Genomic DNA, 26,574 nt, shown 5'->3' with positions numbered 1-26,574 from the left:
ATCCTTGAAAGGAACTCCATTAATTCCATTTTGACCAATAGGATCAAAGAAGGACTTTTCATCCTCTGGTCTTTCTTTCTCATATTCATCTAATTCATTTTTAAGTTCATCAAAAGTGTATTCTGTAAGTCTTTCTGTATAGCCTTTTTCTTTGCAGGACGTTGAAGTACATCGTCATAAGGATCAATTCCCTCATATTTAGGTGTAAATCCTACAATGCCTGGAGAAGGATATGGGTATGGAACATTTGTGTCAATTTTTGTATATGACATATCTGGATTATAGTGGAGCTTGCCGTCAAAGCCCTCAAACAAATATTCCATATAGTAGATAGCAAATTGGAACTCTGCACTTTCACAAGGTCCAAGAGAAATTGTTCTTTCAGGTAATTTTTCTCCTGTTGAAATTGAGTGAGTTGCAGGTCTTACCGCTGGATCTAATTCTGTAAAATCTTTATCTATAAAATCCTTTGATGTTAGCCAGTATGGTGGAGTATCAAGATATAAACCTTGATCTAAATTTCCATTATTTTCTGAATTTAATTGCCATCCTATAAAACTATGATTTGGAGCAAAGTCAATTCCGCCTTTTTCTATAAGCCACATATCATTAGGCCATTTTGTCATTCTCTCGCCAAATTTTGCTGTAAATTTATATGGTTTGTTCACTTCTTTTGTAGAATCATATTTTCTTCCATCAGGAAGTACCATTTTTGCTTCTTTAGCTGGAAAACCAGCATCAGGTTCATCAATACAGAATTTTTCAAATAGCATTGTATATGTTTGACGATCATAGTAAATGTTATAGGTAGTTGAGCTATCAGAATGAACTTTTTTTACAAGAACTTCACTTGTTCCATCATCATTTTTAACATTTTCTGTGTTTTCTTCTTTTATTTTTTGTGTATTTCTAACATAATATTTATTAAGTTCTTTTTCTTTTCCCTTTTCTGTAAGATCTTTTTCTATTTCAGGGAATTTGAAACCTTCTGGTAACATTTTATCTAAATCTGGGCGAGAGTTTGTTTTCGCATCTTTTATTACTTTTGCTCCAATAAAATCATAGCCATCAGATTCAGCTTTTTGAGTCCAAAATTGAATCTTATAATCTGCTTTTGGTTTTTCATCCCATACTGCAGTAAAGATGATGTTTTCTGCTGGCATTGCCTCTTTTAGACCATCTGGATAATTTTTCATGTCTATAAGATCGCCTTTTTCTATTTTTTTGCCATCAGAAGTTTCTAAATCTATATTAGACTTCCATCCTTTAAATATAGACGTACTTTTTGTTGGTTTGTAATCAAAATATGGAATAGTTTGACCATAATATAAGGTCATATTTGGTACATAAGATCCACCATCAGAATCAAAATCTACTTGGAAAGTTTTTCTATTGTAGTGATAAATTAATGGAGTTTCACTTGCATTTTCTGGAACTGTTACCTCAAGATTGTTTTGTTCTGGTTCAAATCCTTTTGCATACTTTTCACTATCTTTTTCATTTAATTCTGGAATTTTAAATTTATCTCCAGTTTTTGCCTTATATTCTCTGATTAATGGTTTTTCTCCATCTTTTGGATCTTCATATTTTTCATGATCATATAAGTTTTGGAAAAGATATTTTACTTTAATTTTTCCTTCTTTTGGTTCATATTTATAATCATGATTTCCATAAAACAAAAAGCTCGCTTTTTTTGTATCTTCGGCATTCTTTTTTACAAAATCATAAGTAACATCATAGGAATCAATGCCATTTGGTTTGTCGTAGCCTTTTATTTCAGGCAAGTTTATTTTTTTCAACATTTTTCTTTTCTTCTGGGCTTGCATTTTCTCCTACGCTTGCTATGTATGGTTGAAAAATTATTTTGTCCTTATCTAAACCATTTTCTTTTACACCAATTTTGTAATCCCACCTATAAGTGTAAATGTCAGGATATTTTGGATTTTCTAATTGTTCTTCAATATCCTTGCTTTCATCAAGCTCAGTAGGTTTTTTTACAATTGATTCATTTATCTTGTCGATATAAATATCATCGCTATCGTCATCACGTTTTGTATACGACGCCAAAGCTATATTTGTACCGAGCAAAATAATAGCTAGTAATAGTGTTAAAATAATTTTTTTATTCTTTTTACTTTTCACTAAAAATACCTCCTTTTTTTTACTATATTATTACTTCAATTATATACTAATAATCAATGAAATAAAAGTCTTTTTACAAAACATTTACATATTTGCGAAAAAGATTACCTCAAAAAAAATCAGCACAAGAATCAATATCCTTATGCTGATTTATTTTTATAAATTTATTTAATTATTTTTTGTAAAATCTTCCAATCTTATATAATCAAAAATTCCATCTGTAAATTCTTGGTCTATTTCTCCTTTTATTAATGGAAGAGTGTAATTTGTAATTTTTTCTTTTAAAATCTCTCGTGATTCTAGCCATTCTTGTGGGATTTTTTTCTCTTTATTTGCTATATTTGATGGTTTTGTTGTAAAATATTTTACTTTGTAATCCTTAGAATTTTCTCTTTTTAATATTGGAACTAGATTTGTTTTTTCCTTCCCATATTTTATTGTCAAATATCCCAATTGGTAAGCCTCATCTGAATCGGTTTTTGAAATTAGAAAACTTGTTCTTTGGACAATATTTAATTCAACCGAACGAGTTTTTACTTTTAATTTATCGTGAATATAATCTGAAATTTTTAAGCCAATGCCTGCAATTATTGGATGATTGAAGCCTTTATCAAAAGATTTTTGTTTTTCATTTAAAAGTTTTCCATCTTTGTCCATAAAGCCTTCTGAAACTGCTATTAGCAAATTATTATCTTCTTCGAATTTTTCTTTAATTTCTTTTTCTATATCATCTAATAATTTTTTATCTTCTGGAAGATAGACTAAATTTACTATATCTTTTTTTCTTTTATAATTTGCAAGATAAGAAGTTGCTGTAAGCCAGCCTGCATTTCTTCCCATAATTTCCACAAAGGTAACTGATTTTATTGGATATATATCGCAATCAAGCCTAATTTGTCTTAGGGCAGAATTTACAAATTTTGATGCAGATGCAAAGCCCGGCGAATGGTCCATTTCGCACAAATCATTATCAATTGTTTTTGGGCAACCAACCACATTTACCCAATCAATCTTATTTTTTTCTATGTATGAATTGAGTTTCATAACTGTATCCATTGAATCATTTCCACCAATATATACAAAAGTTGAAATCTCATATTTTTTTAAATTTTCAAAGATTTTTTTATATTGCCAATCTTTCAAATCATCACTTAATTTAAAACGACAAGAACCAAGAATAGAAGAAGGTCTTTTTCTTAGCCTTTCGTTCGCCTTTTCTTTTTCAAACAAATCTTTGTCAACTATTTTAATATTTTCACTTAAAAGCCCTTCAATTCCATTTAAAGAAACAAATACATTTTCAAAATCAAAATCAATCCCAGCTTGGATAGCACCAGCCAAAGAAGAATTAATAACAGCGGTGGGACCACCTGACTGACCAATTAAACAATTCATATATCCCCCTTAAATTTTTATCCTTATATATAGTACCATTTTATTTAGAAATTTTAAGGCAAAAATAAAACAGAAAAGCTTTTTAACTTTTCTGTCTATCTTAATTTATTATAAATTTTATCCTTATATCCCCAAGGATTTTTTTGCCAAGGCGTCTGCCATGTCGTTGTATTTGTCGTTTGAGTGCGCCTTTACTTTTATAAAATGAACATCAATTTTTTCTTTTGCTTTTTGGAAAAATTCGTAGTATCTTTGGGTAAGTTCGTTATTTCTTTTCCACTCTCCTTTTGCCCAAGATTCTATGCCTTGATAATCGTAGTGGATATAGATTGTTTTTTTGCCTTCAGAAATCGCCTTGTTGATTGCTCCTACACTTGCCTTTACTTCTCCTGCAACATTTCTGTGGATATGAAATTCATCATCAAAATCTTTATAAATTTCTTCGATTTTTTCGTCTGTTATGTAGACTATTCCTACTCCGTATTTTTTATCTTTTTTGGAATAAGAACCATCAATGTAGGCTATTACTGAATCTTTATCTGCTTTTATTTCAATATTTTTATCTTCCAAAAAATCTTCTGCATCTTCTTTTTTCTTAAAAGACTTGTAAACTGCTCCCTTGTAACCTTTTACTTCTTTTAAACACAAATCCCAGGATGTGTATATCCCAGGATTTCTGCCTTTTTTTACTGCGTAATATTTCATTTGTTTTAATTTTCCTTTGCTGCCCAATATGAAACTGAGCCAGGTCCAACATTAAAAATTCCGTTTCCATTTTCATCGATTGTAACTTCGTTTTTGTTGTTGCCTGACAAATCTATATAGGTTTTTCCAGCTTCTTCTTCGCCTACAAACATTTGTTTTTCAGCCATATCTCCTATGGAAATCAAAACTGCAAGGGAAGATGTATCAGAATCTGTCCTTCTGACCCAACCTACAACTTGAGGATTATCAAAATAATCATCTTGGTCTCCAAAAGCATATTTTTTTCTCACATCAAGCATCTTATCTATCATTTCTTTTAATGGATCTTTTTTAACCTCTCCTTTTAGTCCATAATAATCTCCTGCAAAAATACAAGGATAGCCGTCTTTTCTAAATAAAATCAAGGAGTAGGCGATTTCTTTAAACCAATCTTCAACCCAAGAATCCAATGACTGACCTGGTTGGGAATCGTGATTGTCGACAAAGGTTACTGCTTGGAGGGGATGATTTTTGACAATTGTGTTGTTAAAAATATTTCTCATATCATAATTTCCGTTTGACTTGCTCGCCTGTTCAAAGTGAAAATGAAGTGGCACATCAAATAAGTCTATTTTCCAATCAGTATCGTCCAAATATCCATCAATTTGACCTTCGTCATATTGCCAATATTCCCCAAAAAGATAAAAATCGTCTTTCTTTTTTTCCATAATATGATTTGATAAATCATAAATAAATTCGTCAGAAATGTGCTTTAATGCATCATACCTAAAACCATCAACTCCAGTTTCTTCCATAAACCAATCGACCCATTTAAATATTTCTTCTCTTACTTCCGGATGGGAATGGTCTATGTCAGCGTTCATAAGGTAATCGAAATTTCCTTTTTCATCGCTCACGCCATCGTCCCAATATTTTCCTTCGCCAAGGACTCTAAATATTGCCTTTGTGTCGGTATTTGAATCATAATCAACGCCTGTAAAATGATAATAATGCCAAATGAAATCAGAATATTTACCTTCTCTTCCAGGAAAATCAAAACCTGTCCAAGCCTTTATTTTCATATCTTCTGATACGTCTTTTTCTCTGTTATTTTGATCTACCATTCTCGCCATAAATTCTTCTTCAAAATCGGCGTTTCCCTTGTGATTTAAAACAACATCTGCATAAACTTTTATATTATTTTTGTGAAGTTCATCAATAGCCTCAAGAAGTTCTTTTTTTGTTCCATATTTTGTCCTAACTGTGCCTTTTTGGTCAAATTCTCCCAAATCCCACAAGTCATAAATTCCATATCCAACATCTTGGTCGCCTCCACCCTTACACATTGGTGGAAGCCAAAGAGCATCAATTCCAGCATCCTTTATTTTTTTTGCATTTTCCTTCAAAAAAGCATAATAGCCTCCGTCAGCGGGACTGTCCCACTCGAAGGCTTGCATCATAACATCGCTCATTTATTTTTCCCCTTCAACGATGGCAATTGATGCTGAACAACCAAGTCTACTTGCTCCAGCATTTATCATCTCCATTGCCTCATCATAGGTATGGATTCCTCCACTTGCCTTAACTCCCATTTCTTCTCCAACAGTTTTTCTCATAAGAGCCACATCTTCTTTTGTAGCTCCACCCGTAGAAAATCCTGTAGAAGTTTTTACAAAATCTGCACCAGCTTCTTTGGAAAGTTCGCACACTTTAATTTTTTCTTCATCATCAAGTAGGCAAGTTTCAATAATAACTTTTAAAATTTTATCTCCACAAGCTTTTTTAACTTCTTTTATATCTTCCAAAACGTAAGCATAATCTTTATCTTTTAATCTTCCAACATTAATTACCATATCAATTTCATCTGCCCCATCTTTAATGGCATCTTCTGTTTCAAAAACCTTAGCCTTTGTAGTCATTGCCCCCAAAGGAAAACCAATAACAGATGTGATTCTAATATCCTTATCCATATCTCTAATCATAGCAACATAAGAAGAATTTACACATATAGATTTAAAATTATATTCTAAAGTTTCTTCTACAATCTTTTTAACTTCATCTTTTCTTGCATCAGCTTTTAATATAGTGTGGTCAATATATTGATTAATTTTCATTTTTTTCTCCTTTATAATCAATTAGGGCAAGACTAATATCATCATCTTGTTCGCCCCAAGTAAATTTTTCCAAATCTTCTAAAATAAAATCAAGATTATTTTTATTTTTTAAATTTTCCATCAATCTTTCAACAGAATACTCGTTTTTTTCAATATCCTTACTTTCAATAACACCATCAGTATAAAATAAAATCCTGTCTTTAGGATGAAGTTTAATAGTAACTTCTTGGTAAATATTTTGCTCAATAATATTAGAAATCATCCTACCAGAAACAACAAGTTTATTTACACGATTTTTATTTTCAATAAGATGAAGAGGTGGGCAATTATGTCCAGCATTAGAAAAAGTAAGGCTATCATTTAGGCTATCAAAAATTCCAACCCAAACTGTAAAATACTGGGATGAATTCATATCAAGTTTTACGAACTTTTCCCTAAGTTTTTTCAAAACTTGACCTGGAGAATAATCACTATGTCGTTCAAAAATTCCGCTTATAGATAATTTTACAAACATGGTCATAATAGAAGATTTAACCCCATGACCCATAACATCGGCTATATAAAAGGCATACCTATTTTCATCAACCTTAATAATATCAAACAAATCCCCCGAAAGATCATTTGATGGAATATATCTTCCCTCAAGCTTTATATCCCCATAAGTTTTATTTTTGGGCAAAATACTCGCTTGAATTTTTCTAACAAATCTAATATCTTCAAGCATCTTTCTATTTGCATTAAAAAGATCAACTTTCATCCTAGATTCGCTAGTTATATCCCTATAAACTTCAATAATTCCCATAAATTCATTGTCATTATAAAGGGGAGAAGATTTAATAGAATAATATTTGCCATTAATGAGTTTTTCCTCTTCAATTGTAGTATTTTTAAAAATATCAGCCTTTTCACTAAGTTTTTCTATATCAATATTTTGCTCAATGAGCGACCTGTCAAGATGAATATCTCGTTTCATTTTTTCATTAATAAAAACAAGCCTACCATACTTATCAAGTATCCTAACCCAGTCATCCATTGAGTTTAAGACATAGAAATTATCATCCCTAAATTTTTCTATATTCGCCTTACCCATAAGAACCTCTTTATAAACATTTATTCTCTTTTTATGGTAACATTTATAAGATATATTTTCAATTAATTAAGTAAACTAATGAAATTTTTAATATAAAAATTATTAATAAAGACTAAAATTTAAAGAAAATATCGATAAAAAGAAATACAAAATTAAAAACTAAATCCAAAAATTAAATTCATAATAAAATCTAAATCAGATACAAAACAAATTTGATAATAAAACTCTATACAAAATACAAATCAAAAAAAACAAAATTCATTATAAAACTCTAAATCAGATACAAAACAAAATTCAAAAGCAATACTATAAAAATATCAATAAAGCATTGAAAACTTCACATAAAATCTAAACTGAATTTTAAAACTCCATTTACAATAAAATCTAAATTAAATTTTAAAACCCATTTACAATAAAATCTAAATTAAATTTTAAAACTTCATTTACAATAAAATCTAAATAAACCTATCTAACTCCGTTGATAATGAATCTATATGTCATTAGCCAATCTATATTAAAAATTTTTATATTAATTTAAAATATCCTTTACAATAAAAATAAATTAACTTATCTAAACCCGTTGATAATGAATCTATATTTCATTTGCTAATCTATATAAAATATTTATATTAAATTTAAAATACACAAAAATTTTCATTCTAAAATAGAAGACTACTATCCAAAAATAAAAATCAAATTATAATTTTTCATTTTATTTTGAAAATTAAAAATTACCACAAAAAAAGCACCTTATTTTCATAAGATGCTATAGAGTAAGTTTATTATACAAGTTCTATTATTGCTCTTTCGGAACCATCGCCTCTTCTTGGTCCTAATTTTAATACTCTAGTATATCCACCGTTTCTATCTTCATATTTTGGTGCAATTTCGCCAAATAATTTTTGAACTGTAGATGGTTTGTATATATATTGAGCTGCTTGTCTTCTTGTGTGAAGTGTATTTTTCTTACCTAATGTAATCATACGATCAGCCATTTTTTGAGTTTCTTTTGCTCTTGTTAGTGTAGTAGTAATTCTACCATTGTCTAACAAAGAAGTAACTTGATTTCTAAGTAGGGCATTTCTATGATCTGTTCTTCTACCAAGCTTTCTTTTATTAGCCATCATATCCTCCTATTCTTCTCTTAAACTAAGTCCTAAACTGTGGATTTTATCAATAACTTCTTCTAGTGATTTTTTACCGAAGTTTTTGATATCCTTTAGCTCAGATTCACTTTTTTCTATTATCTCACCAACAGTATTATATCCTGCTCTTTTTAGACAATTGAATGATCTTAATGAAAGATCTAATTCCTCAATAGTTTTTGATAATTCCATTTGATTATTATCTTCTTCATCGATTTCTTCAATTTCTTCTTCCTCATCTTCTGGTGGGAATTGTTGACCTGGTAGGTCTTTGAAAAATCTTATATCTTCCATCAAAATTGAAGCGCCTTCTGATAAGGCTTCTTGTGGAGTGATTGTTCCATCAGTCCAAACTTCAAGAATTAATTTATCATAATCAGTAGACTCACCTACTCTAGTATTTTCAACTGTAAAGTTTACGCTTTTTACTGGTGTAAATGATGAATCTATAGCTATTGCTCCTATTGGGTCGGTATCCTTTTTGTTTTGTTCAGCTACCCTATATCCTTTACCATCTGTAACGTCAAGGGCAATAAACAATCTTCCTTTATCATTAACTGTTGCAAGATAATGATCTGGATTTGCCACTTCGATTTGGGCATCTGTTTTTATATCTTTAGCTGTAACAATTTTAGGTCCTTCTATATCTAAAAATAGTGTTAGATCTTCTTTAGTATGTTTTTTAATATCAATACCTTTGATATTTAATATTAATTCAGGTACATCTTCTACAACTCCAGGAATTGTGGAAAATTCGTGTAGTACCCCGTCTATAAGAATCTTTGAGACGCTAGAACCAGGTAAGGATGATAAAAGCATCCTTCTCATACTGTTTCCTATGGTTGTACCATAGCCTCTTTCGAGTGGATATAGGACAAATTTACCGTAATTAGTTTCTTCGTCTATATCTAAAATTTCAATCTTTGTATCTAATTTTTCTATCATTGTATCTCCTTAGTTCTAACAATTTAACTAATTCTATTTAGAATAGAACTCAACAATCATACGTTCTTCTACAGGTATATCAATATCTTCTCTTGTTGGGAAGTTTGTAACTTTTACCTTTAAGTTTTCTAAATCTGAATCTAACCATGAAACTACTCCAAATGATTGGTTTGTTTCTTTGATAGCTTTAAATAATTGGCTTGATCTAGATTTTTCTTTAACTTCAATAACATCTCCTTCGTTTACAAGAATTGATGGGATGTCAACACTTTTTCCATTTACTAATAAATGTCCATGTGTTACGATTTGTCTTGCTTCTCTTCTAGTTCTAGCAAGTCCAGATCTAAATGCTATATTGTCAAGTCTTCTTTCACAAAGGATTATTAGGTTTTCACCTGTTTGTCCTTGCATTTTTGAAGCTTTTTCATAATAACTTCTAAATTGTTTTTCACTTACTCCGTAGATGAATTTAGCTTTTTGTTTTTCCCTTTGTTGCATACCATATTCACTAAGTTTTCTTCTTTGATTAGAGTTTGTTCTTTTAGATTCTCCTGAGTAACCTAAGTATGCTGGGCTGATTCCTAAGCTTCTACATCTTTTAAATATTGGATCTCTGCTTACTGCCATAGTTTCTCCTTATTAAACTCTTCTTCTCTTAGGTGGTCTACAACCATTGTGAGGAATTGGTGTTACGTCTTTTATCATTGTTACTTCAAGTCCTGCTGCTTGTAAGCTTCTGATTGCAGATTCTCTTCCTGAGCCTGGTCCTTTAACAAATACTTCTACACTTTTTAAACCATATTCCATAGCTTTTTTTGCTGCTTCTAAAGCTGCTTCTTGTGCTGCAAAAGGAGTTGATTTTCTTGATCCTCTAAAACCTAATTGTCCAGCACTTGCCCATGATAAGGCATTTCCTTGTGCATCTGTCAAAGTTACCATTGTATTATTGAATGTTGAATTGATATGAGCTTGTCCTCTTTCGACATTCTTTTTAACTCTTCTTCTACCTCTTTTAGCAGAAGATTTTTTAGTCTTTGCTGCCATATCTCCTCCTAATGTCTTCCTTTTCTAGTTCTTGCGTTATTTTTTGTATTTTGACCTCTTACAGGTAAACCTCTTTTGTGTCTAATTCCTCTGTAGCAATTAATTTCTCTAAGATTTCTAATATTCATAGATACTTCACGTCTTAAATCACCTTCGATTGTATAGTCGTCTAATATCTCACGAATTTTTCCTAGTTCTCCTTCTGTAAGGTCTTTCATTTTTGTATCAGGATTGATTCCTGCTTTTTCTAATATTTCTTGCGCTGAAGATTTTCCTATACCATAAATATAAGTCAATCCAATTTCTGCTCTTTTTTCTCTAGGTAAGTCTATACCAGCTATTCTTGGCATCTAATACCTCCTTAACCTTGTCTTTGTTTATGTTTTGGATTTTCGCAAATTACCATAACTTTACCGTTTCTTTTGATAATTTTGCATTTATCACACATTTTTTTTACTGATGCTCTAACTTTCATTATCGTTCTCTCTTTCTTTATCTACACTTTTAGATTTAAAATAACAAGAAAAAATCGTAGATTTTTTATTGTTATTTGCGTCTCCAAGTAATTCTGCCTTGAGTAAGATCGTATGGAGATAATTCTACTGTTACTGTATCTCCTGGTAATATTCTAATGTAGTTCATTCTAAGTTTGCCTGAAATATGTGCTTGTATTTCATGGCCATTTTCTAGTTCTACTTTAAATATTGCATTTGGTAGAGCTTCTTTAACTACTCCTGTTACTTCTATAGCATCTTTTTTTGACATCGATAAAATCTCTCCTTTTCTTTTATTTTGATCTATTAATGTCTGATTGATTCTTTTTAACAACAAGACATAATCTAGATATCTTTAATGAAAGACTCTATCTTTATCTCGTTTTCGATTTTGTAATTCATTGAAAAATTTAGCATATTTGTTAATATTTTTTATTTTATTTCTCTAAACTTTTTTTAATTTGATCAAAAACTTCTTCAGGAGTTTTTGCACCGTCAATAGTAACTAATATACCTTTTTTGTTGTAGTAATCAATCAAAACTGATGTGTGTTTGTTGTAAACATCAAGTCTTTCTTTAACTGCAGCTTCTGTGTCATCTTCTCTTTGGATTAATTTTTCTCCTGTTTCATCATCAATTCCTTCAATTTTTGGTGGGTTGAATTTTATATGATAAACTTTTCCGGTTGACACATTTACTCTTCTTCCAGATATTCTTTCAATAATTACATCTTCAGGCACATTGATATTTATTACCTTATCAATCTTATTATCTCTTTTTTGCATTCCTTCATCAAGTGCTTCGGCTTGAGTAATATTTCTAGGAAATCCATCAAGTAGTATGCTTTTTCCATCTTCTACTTTGTCTAAGGCATCCCAAACTAAATCTATTGTTAATTCATCTGGAACTAATTGGCCTTTGTTCATATATTCTTTTGCCTTAGCTCCCAAAGGTGTGTTATTTTTTATATTTGTTCTAAATATATCACCTGTTGATATTTGAACTGCATCTAATTCTTTTATTAATTTTTCTGCTTGTGTTCCTTTTCCGGCTCCTGGAGGGCCTAACAATATGATATTCATAATATTACCTATTTAAAAATCCTTTATAGTTTTTCATAGTAAGCATTGCTTCTATTTGTTTCACTGTTTCAAGTATTACACCAACAACGATTATTACTGAACTTCCTCCAAAGGATAAGTTTAGTCCTAAAAATCTTGATGATAGTGCTGGTACTATTGTAAGTAGCGCTAACGAAATAGCACCAATAAATGTAATTTTATTTCCTACTTTTGCTAGGTAGTCGCTAGTTGGTTTTCCTGGTCTTATTCCTGGAATAAAACCACCATTTTGTTGAAGTTGTTTTGCATATTCAACTGTATTAAATTGTATCATGTTGTAGAAATAAGCAAATACTAGGATTAGTACAGCTTGTACAACAAGATAAATTACAAAACCATAAGTTGATTTGCTAAAGAATTGATTCAATCCTCCATTAGCATTTCCCATAAATAATGAGATTGTTGATGGAATTGCTAATACTGCTGAAGCAAATATTATTGGCATTACTCCGCTCATATTTACTTTTACTGGTATATGAGTTGATTGTCCGCCATACATTTTTCTTCCAACTACTCTTTTTGCGTATTGGACTGGTATTTTTCTTTCTCCTTCTGTAATTTTTACTGTAAATACTACTATAAAAATTACTACAAGTGCCATGATTAAAATTGAAATCCATGTAATTGTATTGTAATGAAGACCAGTCTTCCAAGTTTTTAATGTTTTAGGTACATTTGCAATGATACCCATAAAGATTATAATTGATACACCATTTCCAATTCCTTTTTCTGTTATGGTTTCTCCCATCCATGTAACAAGCATTGTTCCACCGATTAGGACTACATTCATAACTATTTTTTGGAATGGTGTTGCAGATGATAAAGCTGCTCCATATAATCCGTTTGTTATTGCTATAGCTTGAAATATTGCAAGAAATATTGTCATATATCTTGTATATTTTTGTATAGTTTTTCTTCCTGCTTCGCCTTCTTTTGTTAGCTCTTCAAGTCTTGGGATTACAACTGTTAATAATTGCATTACGATTGATGCTGTAATGTATGGTTGCACTCCAAGTGCAAATATTGATAGGGTTGAAAGTCCGCCACCTGTTAGCATATTTAAATAATCTACAAGTGTTCCTTCCATTCCCTTATATGCTGCTGCTAACTTTTGTGCATCTATAAATGGAATTGGGATGTTATTTCCTAATCTATATATTAATAACATCACTAGAGTGAAGTAGAATTTTTTTCTTATTTCTTCTTCACCCCAAGCTCTCTTTAGCGTATCTAACATTAGATCACCTCAGCCTTTCCCCCTTGGGCTGTGATTTTTTCTTCTGCAGATTTTGTAAACTTGTGAGCTTTTACTGTTAATTTCTTTGTGATTTCGCCATCGCCAAGAATTTTAATTCCAGCTTTTGCTTTATTTTTATTTAAAATTTTATTTTCAAATAGTAGTTCAGGTGTAACTTCTGTACCGTCTTCAAAAATATCTAAATCACATACATTTATTGTTTCGTATTGTTTTCTATTGATATTTTTAAATCCTCTTTTTGGAAGACGTCTAAATAATGGCATTTGGCCACCTTCAAATCCTGGTCTAACTCCGCCACCGCTTCTTGAGTTTTGTCCGTCTTGACCACGACCTGCTCTAGTTCCGTTTCCACTTCCTGGACCTCTACCTTTTCTATTTTTTGTTTTTAGCTTTTGGTTAGGTTTTAAATCGTGAAGTTTCATTTTACACCTCCTAGCTTAATTCTTTAACTTCCAACATAAATGGAATTTTGTTTATCATTCCTCTTAATGCAGAATTATCTTCTCTAACTACTGTTTGACCAATCTTTCTAAGACCTAGTGCTTTTGCTGTAGCTATTTGATCGTCTTTTCTGCCTATGAAGGATTTTTTTAATTTGATTTCAACTTTTGCCATAGAATACTCCTTAATAATCGAATTCTTCTATTGATTTACCACGTAATCTTGCAACTTCTTCTACTGTTTTCATAGAAGCAAAAGCTTTTAAGCAAGCATTAATGATATTTTTTGGATTTGATGAACCTAAGTTTTTAGCTCTGATGTCCTTGTATCCTGCAAGTTCACAGATAGCACGAACTGGTCCACCAGCTATGATTCCTGTACCTTCTTTAGCTGGCATTAATAGTACAGATCCTGCACCTTTGTTTGCCAATATTCTGTGTGGAACTGTAGTGTTTACTATAGGAACTGTAACCATGTGTTTTTTTCCATCTTCTGTTGCTTTTCTTATAGCTTCAGGAACTTCTGTAGCTTTTCCTGTTCCTACTCCTACATGTCCATTTTGATCTCCTACTACCACTAGGGCAGCAAATCTCATGTTACGTCCACCTTTTACAGTTTTTGCAACTCTATTTATACTAACTACTCTATCTTCGAGGTTTAGTTTGTCTACATCTTGTTTTAATAAATACATCTAAATCCTCCCTCGTTAAAACTTAAGACCATTTTCTCTTGCTGCTTCAGCTAGGGCTTTTACTTTTCCGTGATAAAGATATCCGTTTCTATCAAAAACAACCTCTTCGATTCCTTTATCAAGTGCAACTTTTGCTATCATTTCGCCAACTTTTGTGGCAGCTTCTATATTTGCACAATTTTCTAAACCTTCGTTTACTTCTTTTTGTAATGTATTTGCACTTGCAAGTGTTACTTGTGCATCATCATCTATTAATTGTGCGTATATATTAGTATTTGATTTGTAGACACTAAGTCTTGGTTTTTGAGCAGTTCCACTGACTTTATTTCTAACTCTATATTTACGAGTTTTTAATCTTTGCTCTTTTGTTTTTTTAGCCATTATTGCCCCCTACTTACCTGTCTTACCAACTTTTCTTCTAATATGCTCACCTTCGTAACGGATTCCTTTACCTTTATATGGTTCAGGTTTTCTCCAGTTTCTAATGTTTGCTGCATATTGTCCAACAAGTTGTTTATTGATTCCTTTTACAACGATAGTTCTATCGTTAGGAACTTCTACTTCAATTCCTTCAGGATCGTCCATTTTAACTTGGTGTGAAAATCCTAGATTCATTACTAGGGTTTTACCTTGTTTTTGGGCTCTATATCCTGTTCCTTCTATTTGAAGAGTTTTTTGATAACCTTCTGTTACTCCCAAAACCATATTAGCAATTAATGATCTGTAAAGACCATGTTCTTGGTTTTCGATTTTTGTAGGATTTTCAGAAGTCATTACTAATAACTCGTTTTCTTCTTGTTCAAGTTTCAAGTTTTTTGATACTAATTGAGAATCTTCACCTTTTGGTCCTTTAACTGTAACCAAATTGTCTTTAACATCAATAGTTACTCCAGAAGGGATTTCAATTGGTTTTTTACCTATTCTTGACATTTATTCCTCCTTACCATACATAACACATAACTTCGCCGCCGACATTTGCCTCTCTTGCAGCTTTATCTGTTAATAGTCCTTTTGATGTTGAGATTATTGCAATTCCAAGTCCATCTAAAACTTTTGGTACTTCATTTGCTTTTACATAAACTCTTAATCCTGGTTTAGAAATTCTTCTAAGTCCTGATATAACTTTTTCGCCTTCTTCTGCGTATTTTAAGTCTATTGTAAGAATACCTTGCTTATTGTCTTCTTCTACATCAAATCCTTTGATGTAACCTTCGTCTAATAGAATTTGAGCAATAGCACGTTTCTCATTAGAAGATGGTAAGCTTACAGATAAATGATTAGCTTTGTTACCATTTCTTATTCTTGTTAGCATATCCGCAATTGGATCTGTCATCATAATTATTTTCCTCCTAACTTACCAGCTTGCTTTTCTTACTCCAGGAATTTCACCTTTGTTTGCGAGCTCTCTAAAGCATACACGGCAAATACCGTATTTTCTTAATACAGAATGTGGTCTTCCACAAATCTTGCATCTTGAATATGCTCTTGTACTATATTTTGGCTTTCTTTTTTGTTTCGCAATCATTGACTTTTTTGCCATTTTTTGCTCCTTTATTTTCTGTAAGGCATTCCCATTAATGTTAAGAATGCTTTAGCTTCTTCATCAGTTTCTGCTGTTGTTACAAATGTAATATCCATACCATGTAAGAAATCAACGTCATCATAGTTAATTTCTGGGAATATTAATTGTTCCTTGATTCCTAATGAATAATTTCCTCTTCCATCAAATGAATTTGGATTAATTCCTCTGAAGTCTCTAACTCTTGGTAGAGAAATTGAAATTAATTTATCCATAAAATCATACATTTTTTCTCCTCTAAGAGTTACCTTTGTACCTATTGGTTGGCCTTCTCTTAGTTTGAAGTTTGATACAGATTTTTTTGCTTTTATTTCAATTGGTTGTTGACCTGTAATAAGTGCAAGTTCATTTTTTGCCTTGTTTAAAATGTTTTTGTTATCTTTAGCTTCGCCAAGTCCGATATTTATAACAATTTTTTCAAGTTTTGGTACTTGCATTAAGTTTTCATAACCGAATTGATCCACAAGTCCTTTAACAACTTCTGATTTATATTTTTCTTTTAATCTACTTGTCATAATTACTCCTTTTGGATCTAATCGAATTTTTCGTCAGTTTTTTTGCAAACTCTAACTTTTTTTCCATCGATTATTTCAGTTGATGTTCTTACACCTTTTTTCAAGCTTTCTGAGTATAGTAGAACTTTTGATGCTGAGATTTTTCCTTCTCTTTCAAATCTTCCACTTTCTTCTCCCATTTGTCTTGCTTTTTGGTGTTTAGTTTGAATGTTTGCACCTTCAACTATTACTCTATTTTCCTTAGGAAATGCTTTAATAACTTCTCCTACGTGTCCTTTGTATTCACCTGATATTACTTGGACTTTATCGCCTTTTTTAATATGCATTTAATCCTCCTATAATACTTCCGGTGCAAGTGAGATAATTCTCATGAATCCTTCATGACGAAGTTCTCTTGTTACTGGCCCGAATATACGAGTTCCTACAGGTGATTTGTCATCTTTTACTATTACAGCAGCGTTGTCATCAAATTTTATATATGATCCATCGCTTCTTTTAACTCCTCTTGAAGTTCTTACTATAACAGCTTTTACAACTTCACCTTTTTTTACCGCTCCACCGGGTGTTGCACTTTTAACTGAACAAGTAACTATATCCCCAATGTTTGCGTATCTTCTTCCGGCTCCTCCAAGAACTTTGATAACTGAAAGTTCTCTTGCTCCGGAGTTATCTGCTACTCTCATACGAGATTCTTGTTGTATCATAATAATCTCCTTTACCTAATTAAGCACGAACCGCAGTTTCGTTAATTTTAACTAGTCTCCATCTTTTTGTCTTTGCTAATGGTCTAGTTTCCATTATTGTTACTGTATCGCCAACTCTAGCTTCATTGTTCTCATCGTGAGCTTTATATTTCTTACTTACTTTTAATCTTTTCTTGTATACAGGGTGTTGGATTTTTGTTTCAACTTTTACTGTGATTGTTTTATCCATCTTATCTGATACAACTACTCCTTGAACGGATCTTCTACTATTTCTTTCCATCAAGTTAAGCCTCCTTATTTATATTGAGCTTTCTCTCTGTTTGGATTGTTTTTACTCTAGCTATATCTTTTTTAACATTTCCAATAGCAGCTGGGTTTTCAAGTTGACCTGTAGCCATTTGGAAACGAAGATTAAATAATTCAGATTGTAAATCGAAAAGTTTTTTATTTAATTCGCTTTCACTTAATTTTCTGATTTCTACTGCTTTCATTAAGCTTCCTCCACTTCTTTGACCTCAAGCCTTTTAACGAATTTTGTTTTGATTGGAAGTTTTTGTGCTGCAAGTCTCATAGCTTCTCTTGCTACTTCTTCGCTTACTCCACTCATCTCAAACAACATTCTACCTGGTTTTACTACTGCTACCCAATATTCTGGAGCACCTTTACCAGATCCCATTCTTACTTCTGCTGGCTTCTTTGATACTGGTTTATCTGGAAATACTTTTATCCAAATATTTCCGCCTCTTTTTATATATCTTGTCATAGCACGTCTTGCAGCCTCTATTTGGTTTGCTGTAAGCCATGTGCTACCAAGTGATTGTAATCCGTATTCACCATAAGAAAGTGTATTGCCTTTTTGGGCTTTACCTTTCATTCTTCCTCTATGTTGTCTACGATATTTTACTCTTTTAGGCATTAACATAATCTTGTTTCCTCCTTGAGATAATAATCTTATCTATCGTTATTTCTTCTATTTGGACGTCTTTTCTTATTTCTTCTGTTTTGCTTTGGTTGTTTGATGTCTGGAATTCTTTTTGCTTTTTCTCCAGGAAGAACTTCTCCTCTGTTTATCCAAACTTTACATCCGATTTTACCGTATTGGGTATCTGCTTCTGCAAAACCATAATCAACATCTGCTCTTAGTGTTTGAAGTGGTACTTTTCCTTCGTTGTATCCTTCACTTCTTGCCATATCAGCTCCACCAAGTCTACCAGATACTTGTGTTTTAATTCCTACAGCTCCAGCTCTCATTGTTCTTTGAACTGCTTGTTTCATAGCACGTCTAAATGTGATACGATTCTCAAGTTGTGCTGCAATGTTTTCAGCTACTAATTGGGCATCAACGTCTTGGTTTTTAATTTCTTCAACGTTTATGATTACTCTTTTACCTGGAGCGATTTTTTCAACTTTTTTCTTTAATTCTTCAACTCCTGCTCCACCCTTGCCGATTACCATTCCTGGCTTTCCGGTGTAAACTGAAACTTTTATGTTATTTACTGCTCTTTCAATTTCTATATCAGAAATTCCTGCATCGTAAACTTCTTTTTTAACTAATTCTCTTATCTTATGATCTTCTACTAAAAGTTCAGAAAAGTCTTTTTTATTTGCATACCATTTAGAGTCCCATTCTTTAATTACGCCAACTCTAAAACCTTTAGGATTTACTTTTTGACCCATTATTATGCCTCCTCTACTTCTTCTTGTGTAAGAACTACGCCTATGTGAGATGATCTCTTAAGGATTGGATAAGCTGCACCCTTTGCCTTAGGTCTCCATCTTTTCATAGTTGGAGCGTCGTTTGCGAAGGCTTTTTTAACAATAAGATTTTCTCTAGATAATCCGTTATTGTTTTCTGCATTTGCTATTGCACTTTTTAGTACATCTGAAAGTAGTCTAGCACCTTTTTTATTTGTAAATCTTAAAATATTAAGTGCTTCGTCTACTTGTTTACCTCTAATTTCTCTACATATATAATTAACTTTAAGAGGAGATATTCTTACATATTTAGCTGTTGCTTTAACTTCCATTTATACTCTCCTAACTTAATTTTGATTTCATTTCTGTTGCTTTTTTAGCATGGCCTTTGAAAGTTCTTGTTGGAACGAACTCTCCAAGTTTATGTCCAACCATATCTTCTGTTATATATATTGGAACATGCTTTCTACCATCGTGAACTGCTATAGTATGTTCTACAAATTCAGGAAATATTGTAGAACGTCTTGACCAAGTTTTAACTACCTTTTTGTCATTTTTTTCATTTAATGCTTCAATTTTTTTCATTAAATGTTCATCGACAAAAGGTCCTTTTTTTAGTGATCTAGCCATTAAATCCCCCTATTTTTCGTTTCTTCTTCTTACTATATATTTAGAAGATTTATTTTTCTTTTTTCTTGTTTTAAGACCAAGTGCTGGTTTACCCCATGGTGTTGATGGTGCTGGTCTTCCTACTGGTGTTCTACCTTCACCACCACCGTGTGGATGGTCTACTGGGTTCATTGCTGATCCTCTTACGTGTGGTCTTTGTCCCAAGTATCTTGTTTTTCCAGCTTTACCAATTCTTACTAATTCGTGTTCAATGTTTCCAACCATTCCGATTGTAGCTTTACAATCATTGTGGATTAGTCTTGTTTCTCCACTTGGTAATTTTACTGTTGCAAATCTTCCTTCTTTAGCCATAAGTTGAGCAGAAACTCCTGCACTTCTTACAAGGATTGCTCCTCTTCCTGCTTTAAGTTCGATATTGTGGATTTGTGTACCTACTGGAATATCTTTTAACTCAAGTGCATTACCTGGTTTAATATCTGCTTCTTTTCCACTTTCAACTACATCTCCAACTTTTAAATTTCTTGGAGCAAGTATATATCTTTTTTCTCCATCAGCATAAGCTAAAAGAGCAATATTTGCTGATCTGTTTGGATCATATTCAATAGCTTTTACTCTTGCTGGTATATTATCTTTGTTTCTTTTGAAATCAATGATTCTATATTTTCTTTTAGCTCCACCACCTCTATGGCGAACTGTTATTCTACCAGTATTATTTCTTCCACCTGATTTTCTTAAATCAGTTGTTAGAGATTTTTCTGGTGCTTTTTTTGTAATTTCACTGTATGTCATAACAGACATATTTCTGTGTCCGTTTGATGTTGGTTTTAATTTTCTTATAGGCATTTAAATCCTCCCTACATTCCGTCGAAGTATTCAATTGCTTCAGAATCTTCAGTTAATGTAACATAAGCTTTTTTCCAATCAGCTTTTTTACCATAACCATATCTAGTTCTAACTTTTTTACCAGTAAAGTTTAAAGTTCTTACTTTTTTAACTTTTACTCCTTCAAAGATAGTTTCGATTGCGTGTTTGATTTCTGCTTTGTTTGCATTTTTGTCTACTTCAAAAGTGTATTTATTTTCTTCAATTAATTCCATACTTTTTTCAGTAATTATTGGTCTTTTTACTATATCGTAAGGTGATTTCATTATATAAATACCTCCTCAAGTTTGTTTATTGCATCTTTTGTAATAACAAGTTTGTCATGTCTTAAAAGATCATATACATTGATTAAGTTTGCTTTTTCTACGTTGCATCCTTCAATGTTTCTAAATGATCTATAAACTTTGTCATCATTTTCAGCAATAACTACATAAGCTTTTTTGTTTGCATTAATGTTATTTAAAATTTCATTAGCTTCTTTAGTTTTGTATGAATCAAGTTTTAATTCATCAAGTACGATTAATTCATTATCATTTACTTTTGAAGTTAAAACTGAGTAAAGAGCTTTTCTTCTCATTTTCTTAGGAATTTTGTAGCTATAGTCTCTTGGCTTTGGCGCAAATACAATTCCACCACCTGTATAGTGAGGAGCTCTTATAGATCCTTGTCTAGCTCTACCTGTTCCTTTTTGTCTAAATGGCTTTCTTCCACCACCTCTTACTTCTGCACGAGTCTTAGCGGATTGTGTGCCTTGTCTTTTATTAGCTAGTTGGTTTTTAACTGTATCATAAACAGCTGTTTCAGCAATTTCTGCTGCAAAAAGAGTTTCATTTAACTCGATTTCACCAACATTTTCTCCTTTAATATTTAAAACTTCTACTTTAGGCATTTATTCCTCCTTATTATAGGCTCTTTGTTGCTTGTTTAACTTGAACAAGTCCACCTTTTGGTCCTGGAACTGCGCCTTTAACTAGGATGTAGCTGTCTTCTGTGTTTACTTTAACAACTTTTAGGTTTTGAACTGTTACACGTTCATGTCCCATTTTTCCAGAGCCTTTTCTACCTTTGAACACTCTAGCTGGATCAGAACCTGCTGCTCTTGCTCCTGCTACTCTGTGTGATTTAGAACCGTGGCTTGCTGGTCCTCTTCCATAATTCCATCTTTTGATAGCACCTTGTGTTCCTTTTCCTTTAGAAATAGCAGTAATATCTACTAATTCACCTTCTTCAAATTGGTCAACACTAAGTGTATCTCCAGGATTTAATTCAGATTTTTCATCAAGTCTAACTTCTCTTAAAAATCTTTTATAAGAAGCGCCAGCCTTGTCAAAGTGTCCTTTGATAGGTTTTTTTACATTTTTTTCTTTTTTGTCATGATAACCGATTTGGATTGAATTGTAACCATCAACTTCTTCTGATTTAACTTGAACTATTACATTCTCATCAGCTTTAAGTACAGTTACAGGTGTAACAACACCATCTTCATCAATGACTTGAGTCATGCCTACTTTTGTTGTAAATATACTCTTCATTTGAGTACCTCCTTAATTACAGCGGATTGATCCAAAATTATTTGGAAAACCTTCAATCATTCTAATTACAGTTTTATTTCTATGTCAACACCAGCTGGTAAATTCAATTTCTTTAGAGAATCTAAAGTTTTTGCATTTGGTCCAATGATGTCGATTAATCTTTTGTGTGTTCTTTGTTCAAACTGTTCTCTTGAGTCTTTGTATTTGTGAACCGCACGAAGAATTGTTATTACTTCTTTTTCAGTTGGTAATGGAATAGGTCCACTTACTTTTGCTCCTGATCTTTTTACCGCTTCAACGATTTTCTCTGCAGAGCTGTCAATTATTTCATGATCATACGCTCTTAGTCTAATTCTTATCTTTTGATTAGCCATTTTTCCTCCTTTTGATGTGCCACCCTACCGGGCGTTTAATTATATTTGGAAAGCACTAGAGATTTTTCTCTAGCTTGCTTGGTGGAAATTACCTTCCACATCTGGCTTAGTGTGAAAGCAACCTCCCACTTCATAGCACTTAAATATGATACAACAATTCATAAGAAAAATCAAGTAAATTTCCTAATTTTTTTAAAAATTTTCAAGCATTTTCTTATAATTTTTGTACCAATCCGTTTTATTATATATGCCAAAGTAAAAATTTGCAAATTTTTATTTCTTACCTTATATATAGGAGATAAAAACAGAGAGTAAAAATTTATCAAAAATTTTTCTACAACAAATTTCAACTATCAAAGTGAAATTAATACATAAGCTAAGCTCCTAAGGTCTGTTTAATTTCTTTTGTATTTAGGTTGGTACTTATAAGTTGTATTTGTTTTGAAAATTAATAAAAGGTGTAGACATCAAAATCGTCTATACCTTTTATTAATTTATTTTTTAAATTTTTTGCAAGTTTATTTATTTTATTTGAACTATAGGAACCTCTATAAAAATACTGTATATTTTTAAAATTCACTTTGTAATTTTATATCTCCTCCACCATTATTTATGATTTTTTTACTAAAGATAAGCCTATTATCGTACTTTCTTTTATACCATTATTATAAAAATATTTTCTATTTCAGTTTTAAATGATTTATTTAAATCTTCTACAATTTTATCTAAAGACTCCCCAGCTTTTATGTAATTTATATCTTTGTAATATATGCCAAATGATGAATACTTTTTAGTTACTTGATTCTATTGTTCAATTTTTATTTATTATTCTTATATATTAATCCTTTTTTGGGCTATCAGCAACTCCGTCACTTATTTCATCTGTGTGGGCTTGGCTTATATTACAGATAAGGAAGTTGATAAGTCATGCCAAGTCTTTGTTTCATACCCAAAGAGTATGATACAAATTTTTCTTTACCCCTATCTTTTAAACCTACTAATTCAAGTGATTTATCAATATCTTTATCACTTGTTCCATCAATTAGTTTTGCCATTAATTTTAAATATCCATGCCCAGATAGATTTCCATAAAACTTAGGAGCTCCTACCATAGCTCCTATATTTTTAATTGCTTGATCCCAATTTTTTATTACAGGTTTATCATTTATTAAAATCTCTCCAGAATCTACCCTTATAAGCTATATAAGTTATGTTATCATTCTATTAGCAGTTGTTTTCCCTCTCTTTTTTTCAAAAAAACTATAAACATTTACTCTAAATACATTCATATTTAAATTATTTATAATTTTTCTTTTAACATAAGATTTGTTTAGATATTTTATTTCAAGTACTTTCTTAGACATAACTTTCTCCTTTGATTATTTAATTATTAAGAGGTAAATCTAAAAAAATAAAAAAATCATAAATTTTTACTCATTTTAAAAAAATAATCAATAATATAGTATTTTATAAGTCATTAAAAGCTAAAATAAACCTGCAACAATTGCAGTTGCAACTTCCTTTAAAATACAACTCCAGCTGCGAAATTCTATATTATTTCTCCTAGTTTTCTTGTCTTTTTTCTATTTTGTTTAGTGATTTAACTATAAAATTCTTGTAGATCTTATCTCCTTTTTTGTTTTCTTTGAAATATCCAAAGACATGGATTAGATCTCCTTTTTAAAATTCTGAAAATCCAGCTTCTTTAACTAAATTTGCATTAAATTTATCATTTCTCTATCAATTAATTTCTTATCATTGATATATAAATTTCAATTAAAAAAGCCACTAATTTTTTAATAAATCGCTAAATTACTAATATATTATATTTTTAAGCAAGACTTATTATCCTTAGCATTTTAACCTCCTAATTTTGGGTATAGAAAAGACGATTAGAGTTATAATTTATTATCATCTTTAATATATTTGTTATATTAATTATTTAGTAAATCATTTGTGATACAAATTCCTATTATATCTTCACATTGATATAATCTTGATTTTAGTTTAGTTTGTTCATTATCATTAAATCTTCCCTTTTTATATCATAAAAAAATACTGGATCTATTATTGAAGTTTCAAATCTACAATTTTCAACTTCACTTTTTATTTTATTTTATTATAAATTTCATGATAATCTTTTTGAATATCTATAACTAGATCTTTATAATCTGATATCACTTTAGAATATTGATTTTTTTAAGTATTTTCCCCGTAAAGTTATTCCCGTCATACTCAAAGAATTCAAAGTTATCAAAATAATTTTTTTATTAATATTGTACCAACCATAACCACAGTCTGTATTAGCTGTTACAATTACAGGGGACCCTAATATTCTTATCATTCCATCTTCTGTAATCTCTTTTTTATCACAAATAGCAAGAATATCCTTCCAACCGAAATTTTTTGTTCCCATTCTTGCTGTGCTAGGTTTAATATTGCTTTCTAAGTTTTTAAAATTTATATCTCCCTCAATTTTTTTATTGTTTAAAACATACTTTTCGATTTCTTCAAGCAATTCTTCTGAAGCACCTAAATTTGAGGGGTTCCAAGTATACTCATCAAAGTTTTTACAATTTTCTCTGTCTACATTTTTTATATTTCCACATAAAAATATCTCAACATTTCTATATCTCCCTGTCCAAACATATATCGAAGGATATTTTTTGACAAAGAACAAATCCTACCTCCATATACAGGAAACCTTATTTTAAAATAATTACCTGCTTTAACATCAAAACAATTATCTATATTATTATTGTTACTATTTAAATAATTTCTAATATCACTAATTATGGATTGAGAACTATATTCTATTCCTTTTTCTACTGATTTAGAATCATGACTACCAAAACTTGCATTTATTTCTGAATATCCATTTCTTATATTAGCACCTATAGAAGCATTCCTTTCATTTGTCCCTTTATCTTTATATGTAATTATTCTGGTTTCATATATACTACAATTATCAATAAATTTTTTTATCTTTTCTGTAGAATTATACTCAATTAAACTAGCATTAAAAGTACAATTATTTATCGCATCCTTAGATTTTTTCAGACTGCCTATATAAATCTTATAATTATCCGAATGAATTTTCTTTTTTGTTTTAGTTTCATTTTACAGCGTTCGAACATGCTTACCCTCACTTTTTTGATATTATATTAATTATATCATATGAGCTAACTTACTTATATATTATCGTACAACAATATAGTGTTAAATTTTATTTTATACTTATTTTTCAATATAAATAAGTTTTCATTAATATAATCCTCAAGTAGCTTATATTTTCTATACTTTTTAATATCAAACTTATCTGATAAAGTCCTCACTACTCTTAGTATATAAATACACTTACCACAATTCATTAAAGTCATTTCATCTTGCTCATAAGTTCTTTACCAGTTTTTTGGTAATTTAGACCAAAAGATTTTTGATTTGGTCTTGTTTCTGATGTGTTATTTAAGTCTATAGTTTCTTTTCATAATGTTTCTGATAATCTTTTAATGTTTTTTCTCCTAGAAAGAGTGTGGAATCACAGTTATCAACTATTGTATCTGCATTTTCTTTATAAATTTCTTTTAACTGAGATTGTTCTTGCAGTATTATACTTGCTTATATTTTTCTTAAACGAATTGTTGCAATCAATTTTTTTAAATTTAGGAATTAATCCTATATTTGCAAACTCATCAAGTAGACACCTAACATGAACTGGAAGTCTTCTACCATACACATCATCTGCCTTATCACATAGTAGATTAAATGATTGAGAATACATTATTGAAACTACAAAGTTAAAGGTATCATCTGTATCTGATATTATTACAAACAAGGTAGTTTTCCTATCTCCAATTTTATCAACTTCTAGTTCGTCTTCGCTCATTAGTTCTCTAAGCTCTCTTATATCAAAAGGTGCAAGTCTTGCTCCACAAGATATTAGAATTGACTTTTCAGTTTTTCCAGTAACAAAATGTCAATAGTTTTTTAATCACTTTTTTCAAAAAGGCAAAAAAATAGAACGTATAGATTATTTCCATACGCTCTATCTCACATTTCATATTAAATTTTGTATTCTACAAACTGGAATTTGGCGATT

40 protein-coding genes and 2 pseudogenes are annotated in these 26,574 nt (G+C 30.9%); all 42 read right to left on the bottom strand.

Annotation, left to right across the window (positions count from 1 at the left end; all coding sequences use genetic code 11):
* Positions 1–89: 89 nt before the first annotated feature.
* Positions 90–1,802, bottom strand: a complete 1,713-nt coding sequence (locus I6H46_RS04865) for a hypothetical protein (protein ID WP_200225471.1) — start codon at positions 1,800–1,802, stop codon at positions 90–92.
* Positions 1,777–2,142, bottom strand: coding sequence for a hypothetical protein (locus I6H46_RS04860; RefSeq protein ID WP_200225469.1), 366 nt, complete (start codon positions 2,140–2,142; stop codon positions 1,777–1,779). Before I6H46_RS04860 ends, I6H46_RS04865 begins: the two co-directional genes overlap by 26 nt.
* Before the next feature lie 168 nt (positions 2,143–2,310).
* A complete protein-coding gene (locus I6H46_RS04855) occupies positions 2,311–3,537 on the bottom strand; it encodes a diphosphate--fructose-6-phosphate 1-phosphotransferase (RefSeq protein ID WP_019118172.1) in 1,227 nt (408 codons plus the stop codon).
* A 123-nt stretch (positions 3,538–3,660) separates the two neighbouring features.
* Entirely contained in the window at positions 3,661–4,242 is a 582-nt protein-coding gene (locus I6H46_RS04850) for a ribonuclease H1 domain-containing protein (protein WP_019118173.1), read from the bottom strand.
* 5 nt (positions 4,243–4,247) lie between these two features.
* Positions 4,248–5,693 carry an alpha-amylase gene (locus tag I6H46_RS04845; protein ID WP_019118174.1) on the bottom strand — a complete coding sequence of 482 codons (1,446 nt, stop codon included), beginning with the start codon at positions 5,691–5,693 and terminating at the stop codon, positions 4,248–4,250.
* The gene (gene deoC / locus I6H46_RS04840; protein WP_019118175.1) at positions 5,694–6,335 is read right to left on the bottom strand and encodes a deoxyribose-phosphate aldolase; all 642 of its coding nucleotides are present in this window, start codon (positions 6,333–6,335) and stop codon (positions 5,694–5,696) included.
* Positions 6,325–7,425, bottom strand: a complete 1,101-nt coding sequence (locus I6H46_RS04835; RefSeq protein ID WP_019118176.1) for a PP2C family protein-serine/threonine phosphatase — start codon at positions 7,423–7,425, stop codon at positions 6,325–6,327. Before I6H46_RS04835 ends, deoC begins: the two co-directional genes overlap by 11 nt.
* Positions 7,426–8,207: 782 nt before the next feature.
* Entirely contained in the window at positions 8,208–8,549 is a 342-nt protein-coding gene (rplQ, locus tag I6H46_RS04830) for a 50S ribosomal protein L17 (protein WP_004838127.1), read from the bottom strand.
* Positions 8,550–8,558: 9 nt separating this feature from the next.
* Positions 8,559–9,515 (bottom strand): DNA-directed RNA polymerase subunit alpha, encoded by a 957-nt coding sequence (locus tag I6H46_RS04825; protein ID WP_200225467.1) that lies wholly within the window; start codon positions 9,513–9,515, stop codon positions 8,559–8,561.
* 33 nt (positions 9,516–9,548) lie between these two features.
* The gene (rpsD, locus tag I6H46_RS04820; protein ID WP_004838125.1) at positions 9,549–10,142 is read right to left on the bottom strand and encodes a 30S ribosomal protein S4; all 594 of its coding nucleotides are present in this window, start codon (positions 10,140–10,142) and stop codon (positions 9,549–9,551) included.
* A 12-nt stretch (positions 10,143–10,154) separates the two neighbouring features.
* Positions 10,155–10,559, bottom strand: coding sequence for a 30S ribosomal protein S11 (rpsK, locus tag I6H46_RS04815; RefSeq protein ID WP_004838124.1), 405 nt, complete (start codon positions 10,557–10,559; stop codon positions 10,155–10,157).
* An 8-nt stretch (positions 10,560–10,567) separates the two neighbouring features.
* Positions 10,568–10,909, bottom strand: a complete 342-nt coding sequence (gene rpsM / locus I6H46_RS04810; protein WP_004838123.1) for a 30S ribosomal protein S13 — start codon at positions 10,907–10,909, stop codon at positions 10,568–10,570.
* Positions 10,910–10,920: 11 nt separating this feature from the next.
* Entirely contained in the window at positions 10,921–11,034 is a 114-nt protein-coding gene (gene rpmJ / locus I6H46_RS04805; protein WP_004818043.1) for a 50S ribosomal protein L36, read from the bottom strand.
* A gap of 71 nt (positions 11,035–11,105) precedes the next feature.
* The gene (infA, locus tag I6H46_RS04800; protein ID WP_019118178.1) at positions 11,106–11,324 is read right to left on the bottom strand and encodes a translation initiation factor IF-1; all 219 of its coding nucleotides are present in this window, start codon (positions 11,322–11,324) and stop codon (positions 11,106–11,108) included.
* Between the two features lie 166 nt (positions 11,325–11,490).
* Entirely contained in the window at positions 11,491–12,135 is a 645-nt protein-coding gene (locus tag I6H46_RS04795) for an adenylate kinase (protein WP_019118179.1), read from the bottom strand.
* A gap of 4 nt (positions 12,136–12,139) precedes the next feature.
* Positions 12,140–13,411, bottom strand: coding sequence for a preprotein translocase subunit SecY (secY, locus tag I6H46_RS04790; RefSeq protein ID WP_004838120.1), 1,272 nt, complete (start codon positions 13,409–13,411; stop codon positions 12,140–12,142).
* Positions 13,411–13,854, bottom strand: a complete 444-nt coding sequence (gene rplO / locus I6H46_RS04785) for a 50S ribosomal protein L15 (RefSeq protein ID WP_004838119.1) — start codon at positions 13,852–13,854, stop codon at positions 13,411–13,413. The genes secY and rplO overlap by 1 nt, the downstream gene beginning before the upstream one ends.
* 10 nt (positions 13,855–13,864) lie before the next feature.
* Complete coding sequence (gene rpmD, locus I6H46_RS04780) at positions 13,865–14,047, bottom strand: 50S ribosomal protein L30 (protein WP_004838118.1); 183 nt, start codon at positions 14,045–14,047, stop codon at positions 13,865–13,867.
* A 10-nt stretch (positions 14,048–14,057) separates the two neighbouring features.
* On the bottom strand, positions 14,058–14,564 hold the full coding sequence (gene rpsE / locus I6H46_RS04775; protein WP_004838117.1) for a 30S ribosomal protein S5: 507 nt from the start codon (positions 14,562–14,564) through the stop codon (positions 14,058–14,060).
* Positions 14,565–14,579: 15 nt separating this feature from the next.
* A complete protein-coding gene (gene rplR, locus I6H46_RS04770) occupies positions 14,580–14,945 on the bottom strand; it encodes a 50S ribosomal protein L18 (protein ID WP_004838116.1) in 366 nt (121 codons plus the stop codon).
* Between the two features lie 9 nt (positions 14,946–14,954).
* A complete protein-coding gene (gene rplF / locus I6H46_RS04765) occupies positions 14,955–15,494 on the bottom strand; it encodes a 50S ribosomal protein L6 (RefSeq protein ID WP_004838115.1) in 540 nt (179 codons plus the stop codon).
* A gap of 10 nt (positions 15,495–15,504) precedes the next feature.
* Positions 15,505–15,900: a 30S ribosomal protein S8 gene (rpsH, locus tag I6H46_RS04760; RefSeq protein ID WP_004838114.1), complete on the bottom strand. Its 396-nt coding sequence runs from the start codon at positions 15,898–15,900 to the stop codon at positions 15,505–15,507.
* Between the two features lie 18 nt (positions 15,901–15,918).
* A complete protein-coding gene (locus tag I6H46_RS04755; RefSeq protein ID WP_004838113.1) occupies positions 15,919–16,104 on the bottom strand; it encodes a type Z 30S ribosomal protein S14 in 186 nt (61 codons plus the stop codon).
* An 11-nt stretch (positions 16,105–16,115) separates the two neighbouring features.
* A complete protein-coding gene (gene rplE, locus I6H46_RS04750) occupies positions 16,116–16,658 on the bottom strand; it encodes a 50S ribosomal protein L5 (RefSeq protein WP_004838112.1) in 543 nt (180 codons plus the stop codon).
* Between the two features lie 17 nt (positions 16,659–16,675).
* Positions 16,676–16,984 carry a 50S ribosomal protein L24 gene (gene rplX / locus I6H46_RS04745; protein WP_004815475.1) on the bottom strand — a complete coding sequence of 103 codons (309 nt, stop codon included), beginning with the start codon at positions 16,982–16,984 and terminating at the stop codon, positions 16,676–16,678.
* Between the two features lie 9 nt (positions 16,985–16,993).
* A complete protein-coding gene (gene rplN / locus I6H46_RS04740; protein WP_004815474.1) occupies positions 16,994–17,362 on the bottom strand; it encodes a 50S ribosomal protein L14 in 369 nt (122 codons plus the stop codon).
* Positions 17,363–17,381: 19 nt separating this feature from the next.
* Complete coding sequence (rpsQ, locus tag I6H46_RS04735; RefSeq protein ID WP_004838111.1) at positions 17,382–17,642, bottom strand: 30S ribosomal protein S17; 261 nt, start codon at positions 17,640–17,642, stop codon at positions 17,382–17,384.
* A 4-nt stretch (positions 17,643–17,646) separates the two neighbouring features.
* Positions 17,647–17,853: a 50S ribosomal protein L29 gene (rpmC, locus tag I6H46_RS04730; RefSeq protein WP_004838110.1), complete on the bottom strand. Its 207-nt coding sequence runs from the start codon at positions 17,851–17,853 to the stop codon at positions 17,647–17,649.
* Positions 17,853–18,284, bottom strand: coding sequence for a 50S ribosomal protein L16 (gene rplP / locus I6H46_RS04725; protein ID WP_004838109.1), 432 nt, complete (start codon positions 18,282–18,284; stop codon positions 17,853–17,855). The genes rpmC and rplP overlap by 1 nt, the downstream gene beginning before the upstream one ends.
* 29 nt (positions 18,285–18,313) lie before the next feature.
* Positions 18,314–19,039 (bottom strand): 30S ribosomal protein S3, encoded by a 726-nt coding sequence (gene rpsC / locus I6H46_RS04720; protein WP_004815467.1) that lies wholly within the window; start codon positions 19,037–19,039, stop codon positions 18,314–18,316.
* Positions 19,040–19,041: 2 nt separating this feature from the next.
* The gene (gene rplV, locus I6H46_RS04715) at positions 19,042–19,389 is read right to left on the bottom strand and encodes a 50S ribosomal protein L22 (protein ID WP_004838108.1); all 348 of its coding nucleotides are present in this window, start codon (positions 19,387–19,389) and stop codon (positions 19,042–19,044) included.
* Positions 19,390–19,399: 10 nt separating this feature from the next.
* A complete protein-coding gene (rpsS, locus tag I6H46_RS04710; RefSeq protein ID WP_004838107.1) occupies positions 19,400–19,687 on the bottom strand; it encodes a 30S ribosomal protein S19 in 288 nt (95 codons plus the stop codon).
* 9 nt (positions 19,688–19,696) lie between these two features.
* Positions 19,697–20,530 carry a 50S ribosomal protein L2 gene (gene rplB, locus I6H46_RS04705; protein WP_004838106.1) on the bottom strand — a complete coding sequence of 278 codons (834 nt, stop codon included), beginning with the start codon at positions 20,528–20,530 and terminating at the stop codon, positions 19,697–19,699.
* Between the two features lie 11 nt (positions 20,531–20,541).
* On the bottom strand, positions 20,542–20,835 hold the full coding sequence (rplW, locus tag I6H46_RS04700) for a 50S ribosomal protein L23 (RefSeq protein WP_004838105.1): 294 nt from the start codon (positions 20,833–20,835) through the stop codon (positions 20,542–20,544).
* The gene (rplD, locus tag I6H46_RS04695; RefSeq protein WP_004838104.1) at positions 20,835–21,458 is read right to left on the bottom strand and encodes a 50S ribosomal protein L4; all 624 of its coding nucleotides are present in this window, start codon (positions 21,456–21,458) and stop codon (positions 20,835–20,837) included. Before rplD ends, rplW begins: the two co-directional genes overlap by 1 nt.
* A gap of 13 nt (positions 21,459–21,471) precedes the next feature.
* Positions 21,472–22,101, bottom strand: coding sequence for a 50S ribosomal protein L3 (rplC, locus tag I6H46_RS04690; protein ID WP_004838103.1), 630 nt, complete (start codon positions 22,099–22,101; stop codon positions 21,472–21,474).
* Between the two features lie 65 nt (positions 22,102–22,166).
* A complete protein-coding gene (rpsJ, locus tag I6H46_RS04685; RefSeq protein ID WP_004815458.1) occupies positions 22,167–22,475 on the bottom strand; it encodes a 30S ribosomal protein S10 in 309 nt (102 codons plus the stop codon).
* Between the two features lie 902 nt (positions 22,476–23,377).
* The gene (locus I6H46_RS04680; RefSeq protein WP_200226241.1) at positions 23,378–23,587 is read right to left on the bottom strand and encodes a P-loop NTPase family protein; all 210 of its coding nucleotides are present in this window, start codon (positions 23,585–23,587) and stop codon (positions 23,378–23,380) included.
* A gap of 96 nt (positions 23,588–23,683) precedes the next feature.
* Entirely contained in the window at positions 23,684–23,839 is a 156-nt protein-coding gene (locus I6H46_RS04675; RefSeq protein ID WP_019118190.1) for a hypothetical protein, read from the bottom strand.
* 199 nt (positions 23,840–24,038) lie between these two features.
* Positions 24,039–24,155 (bottom strand): annotated as a pseudogene (locus I6H46_RS04670) (single-stranded DNA-binding protein); the annotation flags it as partial.
* A 502-nt stretch (positions 24,156–24,657) separates the two neighbouring features.
* Positions 24,658–25,155 (bottom strand): hypothetical protein, encoded by a 498-nt coding sequence (locus tag I6H46_RS04665; RefSeq protein WP_200226238.1) that lies wholly within the window; start codon positions 25,153–25,155, stop codon positions 24,658–24,660.
* 511 nt (positions 25,156–25,666) lie between these two features.
* Positions 25,667–26,439: pseudogene (locus I6H46_RS04660) on the bottom strand (VirD4-like conjugal transfer protein, CD1115 family); the annotation flags it as partial.
* Between the last annotated feature and the right edge of the window lie 135 nt (positions 26,440–26,574).

The sequence above is a fragment of the Anaerococcus obesiensis genome (assembly GCF_016599815.1).
GTDB lineage: Bacteria > Bacillota > Clostridia > Tissierellales > Peptoniphilaceae > Anaerococcus > Anaerococcus vaginalis.
The sequence above is the reverse complement of the archived record's forward strand: the minus strand, read 5'-3'. Positions and strand labels throughout refer to the sequence as shown.

Coding starts and splice junctions, on each gene's coding strand:
- rpsH (WP_004838114.1), bottom strand. CDS start 15,900: ATGATGACAGATCCAATTGCGGATATGCTAACAAGAATAAGAAATGGT.
- rplX (WP_004815475.1), bottom strand. CDS start 16,984: ATGCATATTAAAAAAGGCGATAAAGTCCAAGTAATATCAGGTGAATAC.
- rpsD (WP_004838125.1), bottom strand. CDS start 10,142: ATGGCAGTAAGCAGAGATCCAATATTTAAAAGATGTAGAAGCTTAGGA.
- rpsQ (WP_004838111.1), bottom strand. CDS start 17,642: ATGGAAAGAAATAGTAGAAGATCCGTTCAAGGAGTAGTTGTATCAGAT.
- rplW (WP_004838105.1), bottom strand. CDS start 20,835: ATGAAATCACCTTACGATATAGTAAAAAGACCAATAATTACTGAAAAA.
- rpsC (WP_004815467.1), bottom strand. CDS start 19,039: ATGGGTCAAAAAGTAAATCCTAAAGGTTTTAGAGTTGGCGTAATTAAA.
- rpmC (WP_004838110.1), bottom strand. CDS start 17,853: ATGAAAGCAGTAGAAATCAGAAAATTAAGTGAAAGCGAATTAAATAAA.
- rplR (WP_004838116.1), bottom strand. CDS start 14,945: ATGGCTAAAAAAACAAAAGAGCAAAGATTAAAAACTCGTAAATATAGA.
- I6H46_RS04850 (WP_019118173.1), bottom strand. CDS start 4,242: ATGAAATATTACGCAGTAAAAAAAGGCAGAAATCCTGGGATATACACA.
- deoC (WP_019118175.1), bottom strand. CDS start 6,335: ATGAAAATTAATCAATATATTGACCACACTATATTAAAAGCTGATGCA.
- I6H46_RS04855 (WP_019118172.1), bottom strand. CDS start 3,537: ATGAATTGTTTAATTGGTCAGTCAGGTGGTCCCACCGCTGTTATTAAT.
- I6H46_RS04835 (WP_019118176.1), bottom strand. CDS start 7,425: ATGGGTAAGGCGAATATAGAAAAATTTAGGGATGATAATTTCTATGTC.
- rplE (WP_004838112.1), bottom strand. CDS start 16,658: ATGACAAGTAGATTAAAAGAAAAATATAAATCAGAAGTTGTTAAAGGA.
- rpsS (WP_004838107.1), bottom strand. CDS start 19,687: ATGGCTAGATCACTAAAAAAAGGACCTTTTGTCGATGAACATTTAATG.
- rplP (WP_004838109.1), bottom strand. CDS start 18,284: ATGTTAATGCCTAAAAGAGTAAAATATCGTAGACAACATAGAGGAAGA.
- I6H46_RS04680 (WP_200226241.1), bottom strand. CDS start 23,587: ATGGTAGGAGCTCCTAAGTTTTATGGAAATCTATCTGGGCATGGATAT.
- rplB (WP_004838106.1), bottom strand. CDS start 20,530: ATGCCTATAAGAAAATTAAAACCAACATCAAACGGACACAGAAATATG.
- rplO (WP_004838119.1), bottom strand. CDS start 13,854: ATGAAACTTCACGATTTAAAACCTAACCAAAAGCTAAAAACAAAAAAT.
- I6H46_RS04845 (WP_019118174.1), bottom strand. CDS start 5,693: ATGAGCGATGTTATGATGCAAGCCTTCGAGTGGGACAGTCCCGCTGAC.
- I6H46_RS04755 (WP_004838113.1), bottom strand. CDS start 16,104: ATGGCAAAAAAGTCAATGATTGCGAAACAAAAAAGAAAGCCAAAATAT.
- rplC (WP_004838103.1), bottom strand. CDS start 22,101: ATGAAGAGTATATTTACAACAAAAGTAGGCATGACTCAAGTCATTGAT.
- rpsE (WP_004838117.1), bottom strand. CDS start 14,564: ATGTATTTATTAAAACAAGATGTAGACAAACTAAACCTCGAAGATAGA.
- secY (WP_004838120.1), bottom strand. CDS start 13,411: ATGTTAGATACGCTAAAGAGAGCTTGGGGTGAAGAAGAAATAAGAAAA.
- rpsM (WP_004838123.1), bottom strand. CDS start 10,909: ATGCCAAGAATAGCTGGTATAGACTTACCTAGAGAAAAAAGAGCAGAA.
- rpmD (WP_004838118.1), bottom strand. CDS start 14,047: ATGGCAAAAGTTGAAATCAAATTAAAAAAATCCTTCATAGGCAGAAAA.
- rplQ (WP_004838127.1), bottom strand. CDS start 8,549: ATGGCTAATAAAAGAAAGCTTGGTAGAAGAACAGATCATAGAAATGCC.
- I6H46_RS04825 (WP_200225467.1), bottom strand. CDS start 9,515: ATGATAGAAAAATTAGATACAAAGATTGAAATTTTAGATATAGACGAA.
- rpmJ (WP_004818043.1), bottom strand. CDS start 11,034: ATGAAAGTTAGAGCATCAGTAAAAAAAATGTGTGATAAATGCAAAATT.
- rplD (WP_004838104.1), bottom strand. CDS start 21,458: ATGCCTAAAGTAGAAGTTTTAAATATTAAAGGAGAAAATGTTGGTGAA.
- I6H46_RS04675 (WP_019118190.1), bottom strand. CDS start 23,839: ATGTCTAAGAAAGTACTTGAAATAAAATATCTAAACAAATCTTATGTT.
- I6H46_RS04795 (WP_019118179.1), bottom strand. CDS start 12,135: ATGAATATCATATTGTTAGGCCCTCCAGGAGCCGGAAAAGGAACACAA.
- rplF (WP_004838115.1), bottom strand. CDS start 15,494: ATGTCAAGAATAGGTAAAAAACCAATTGAAATCCCTTCTGGAGTAACT.
- rplV (WP_004838108.1), bottom strand. CDS start 19,389: ATGGAAGTTAAAGCAACAGCTAAATATGTAAGAATATCTCCTCTTAAA.
- infA (WP_019118178.1), bottom strand. CDS start 11,324: ATGTCAAAAAAAGATGCTATAGAAGTAACAGGAGTAGTTAAAGAAGCT.
- rplN (WP_004815474.1), bottom strand. CDS start 17,362: ATGATACAACAAGAATCTCGTATGAGAGTAGCAGATAACTCCGGAGCA.
- rpsJ (WP_004815458.1), bottom strand. CDS start 22,475: ATGGCTAATCAAAAGATAAGAATTAGACTAAGAGCGTATGATCATGAA.
- I6H46_RS04865 (WP_200225471.1), bottom strand. CDS start 1,802: ATGTTGAAAAAAATAAACTTGCCTGAAATAAAAGGCTACGACAAACCA.
- rpsK (WP_004838124.1), bottom strand. CDS start 10,559: ATGGCAGCAAAGACTAAAAAATCTTCTGCTAAAAGAGGTAGAAGAAGA.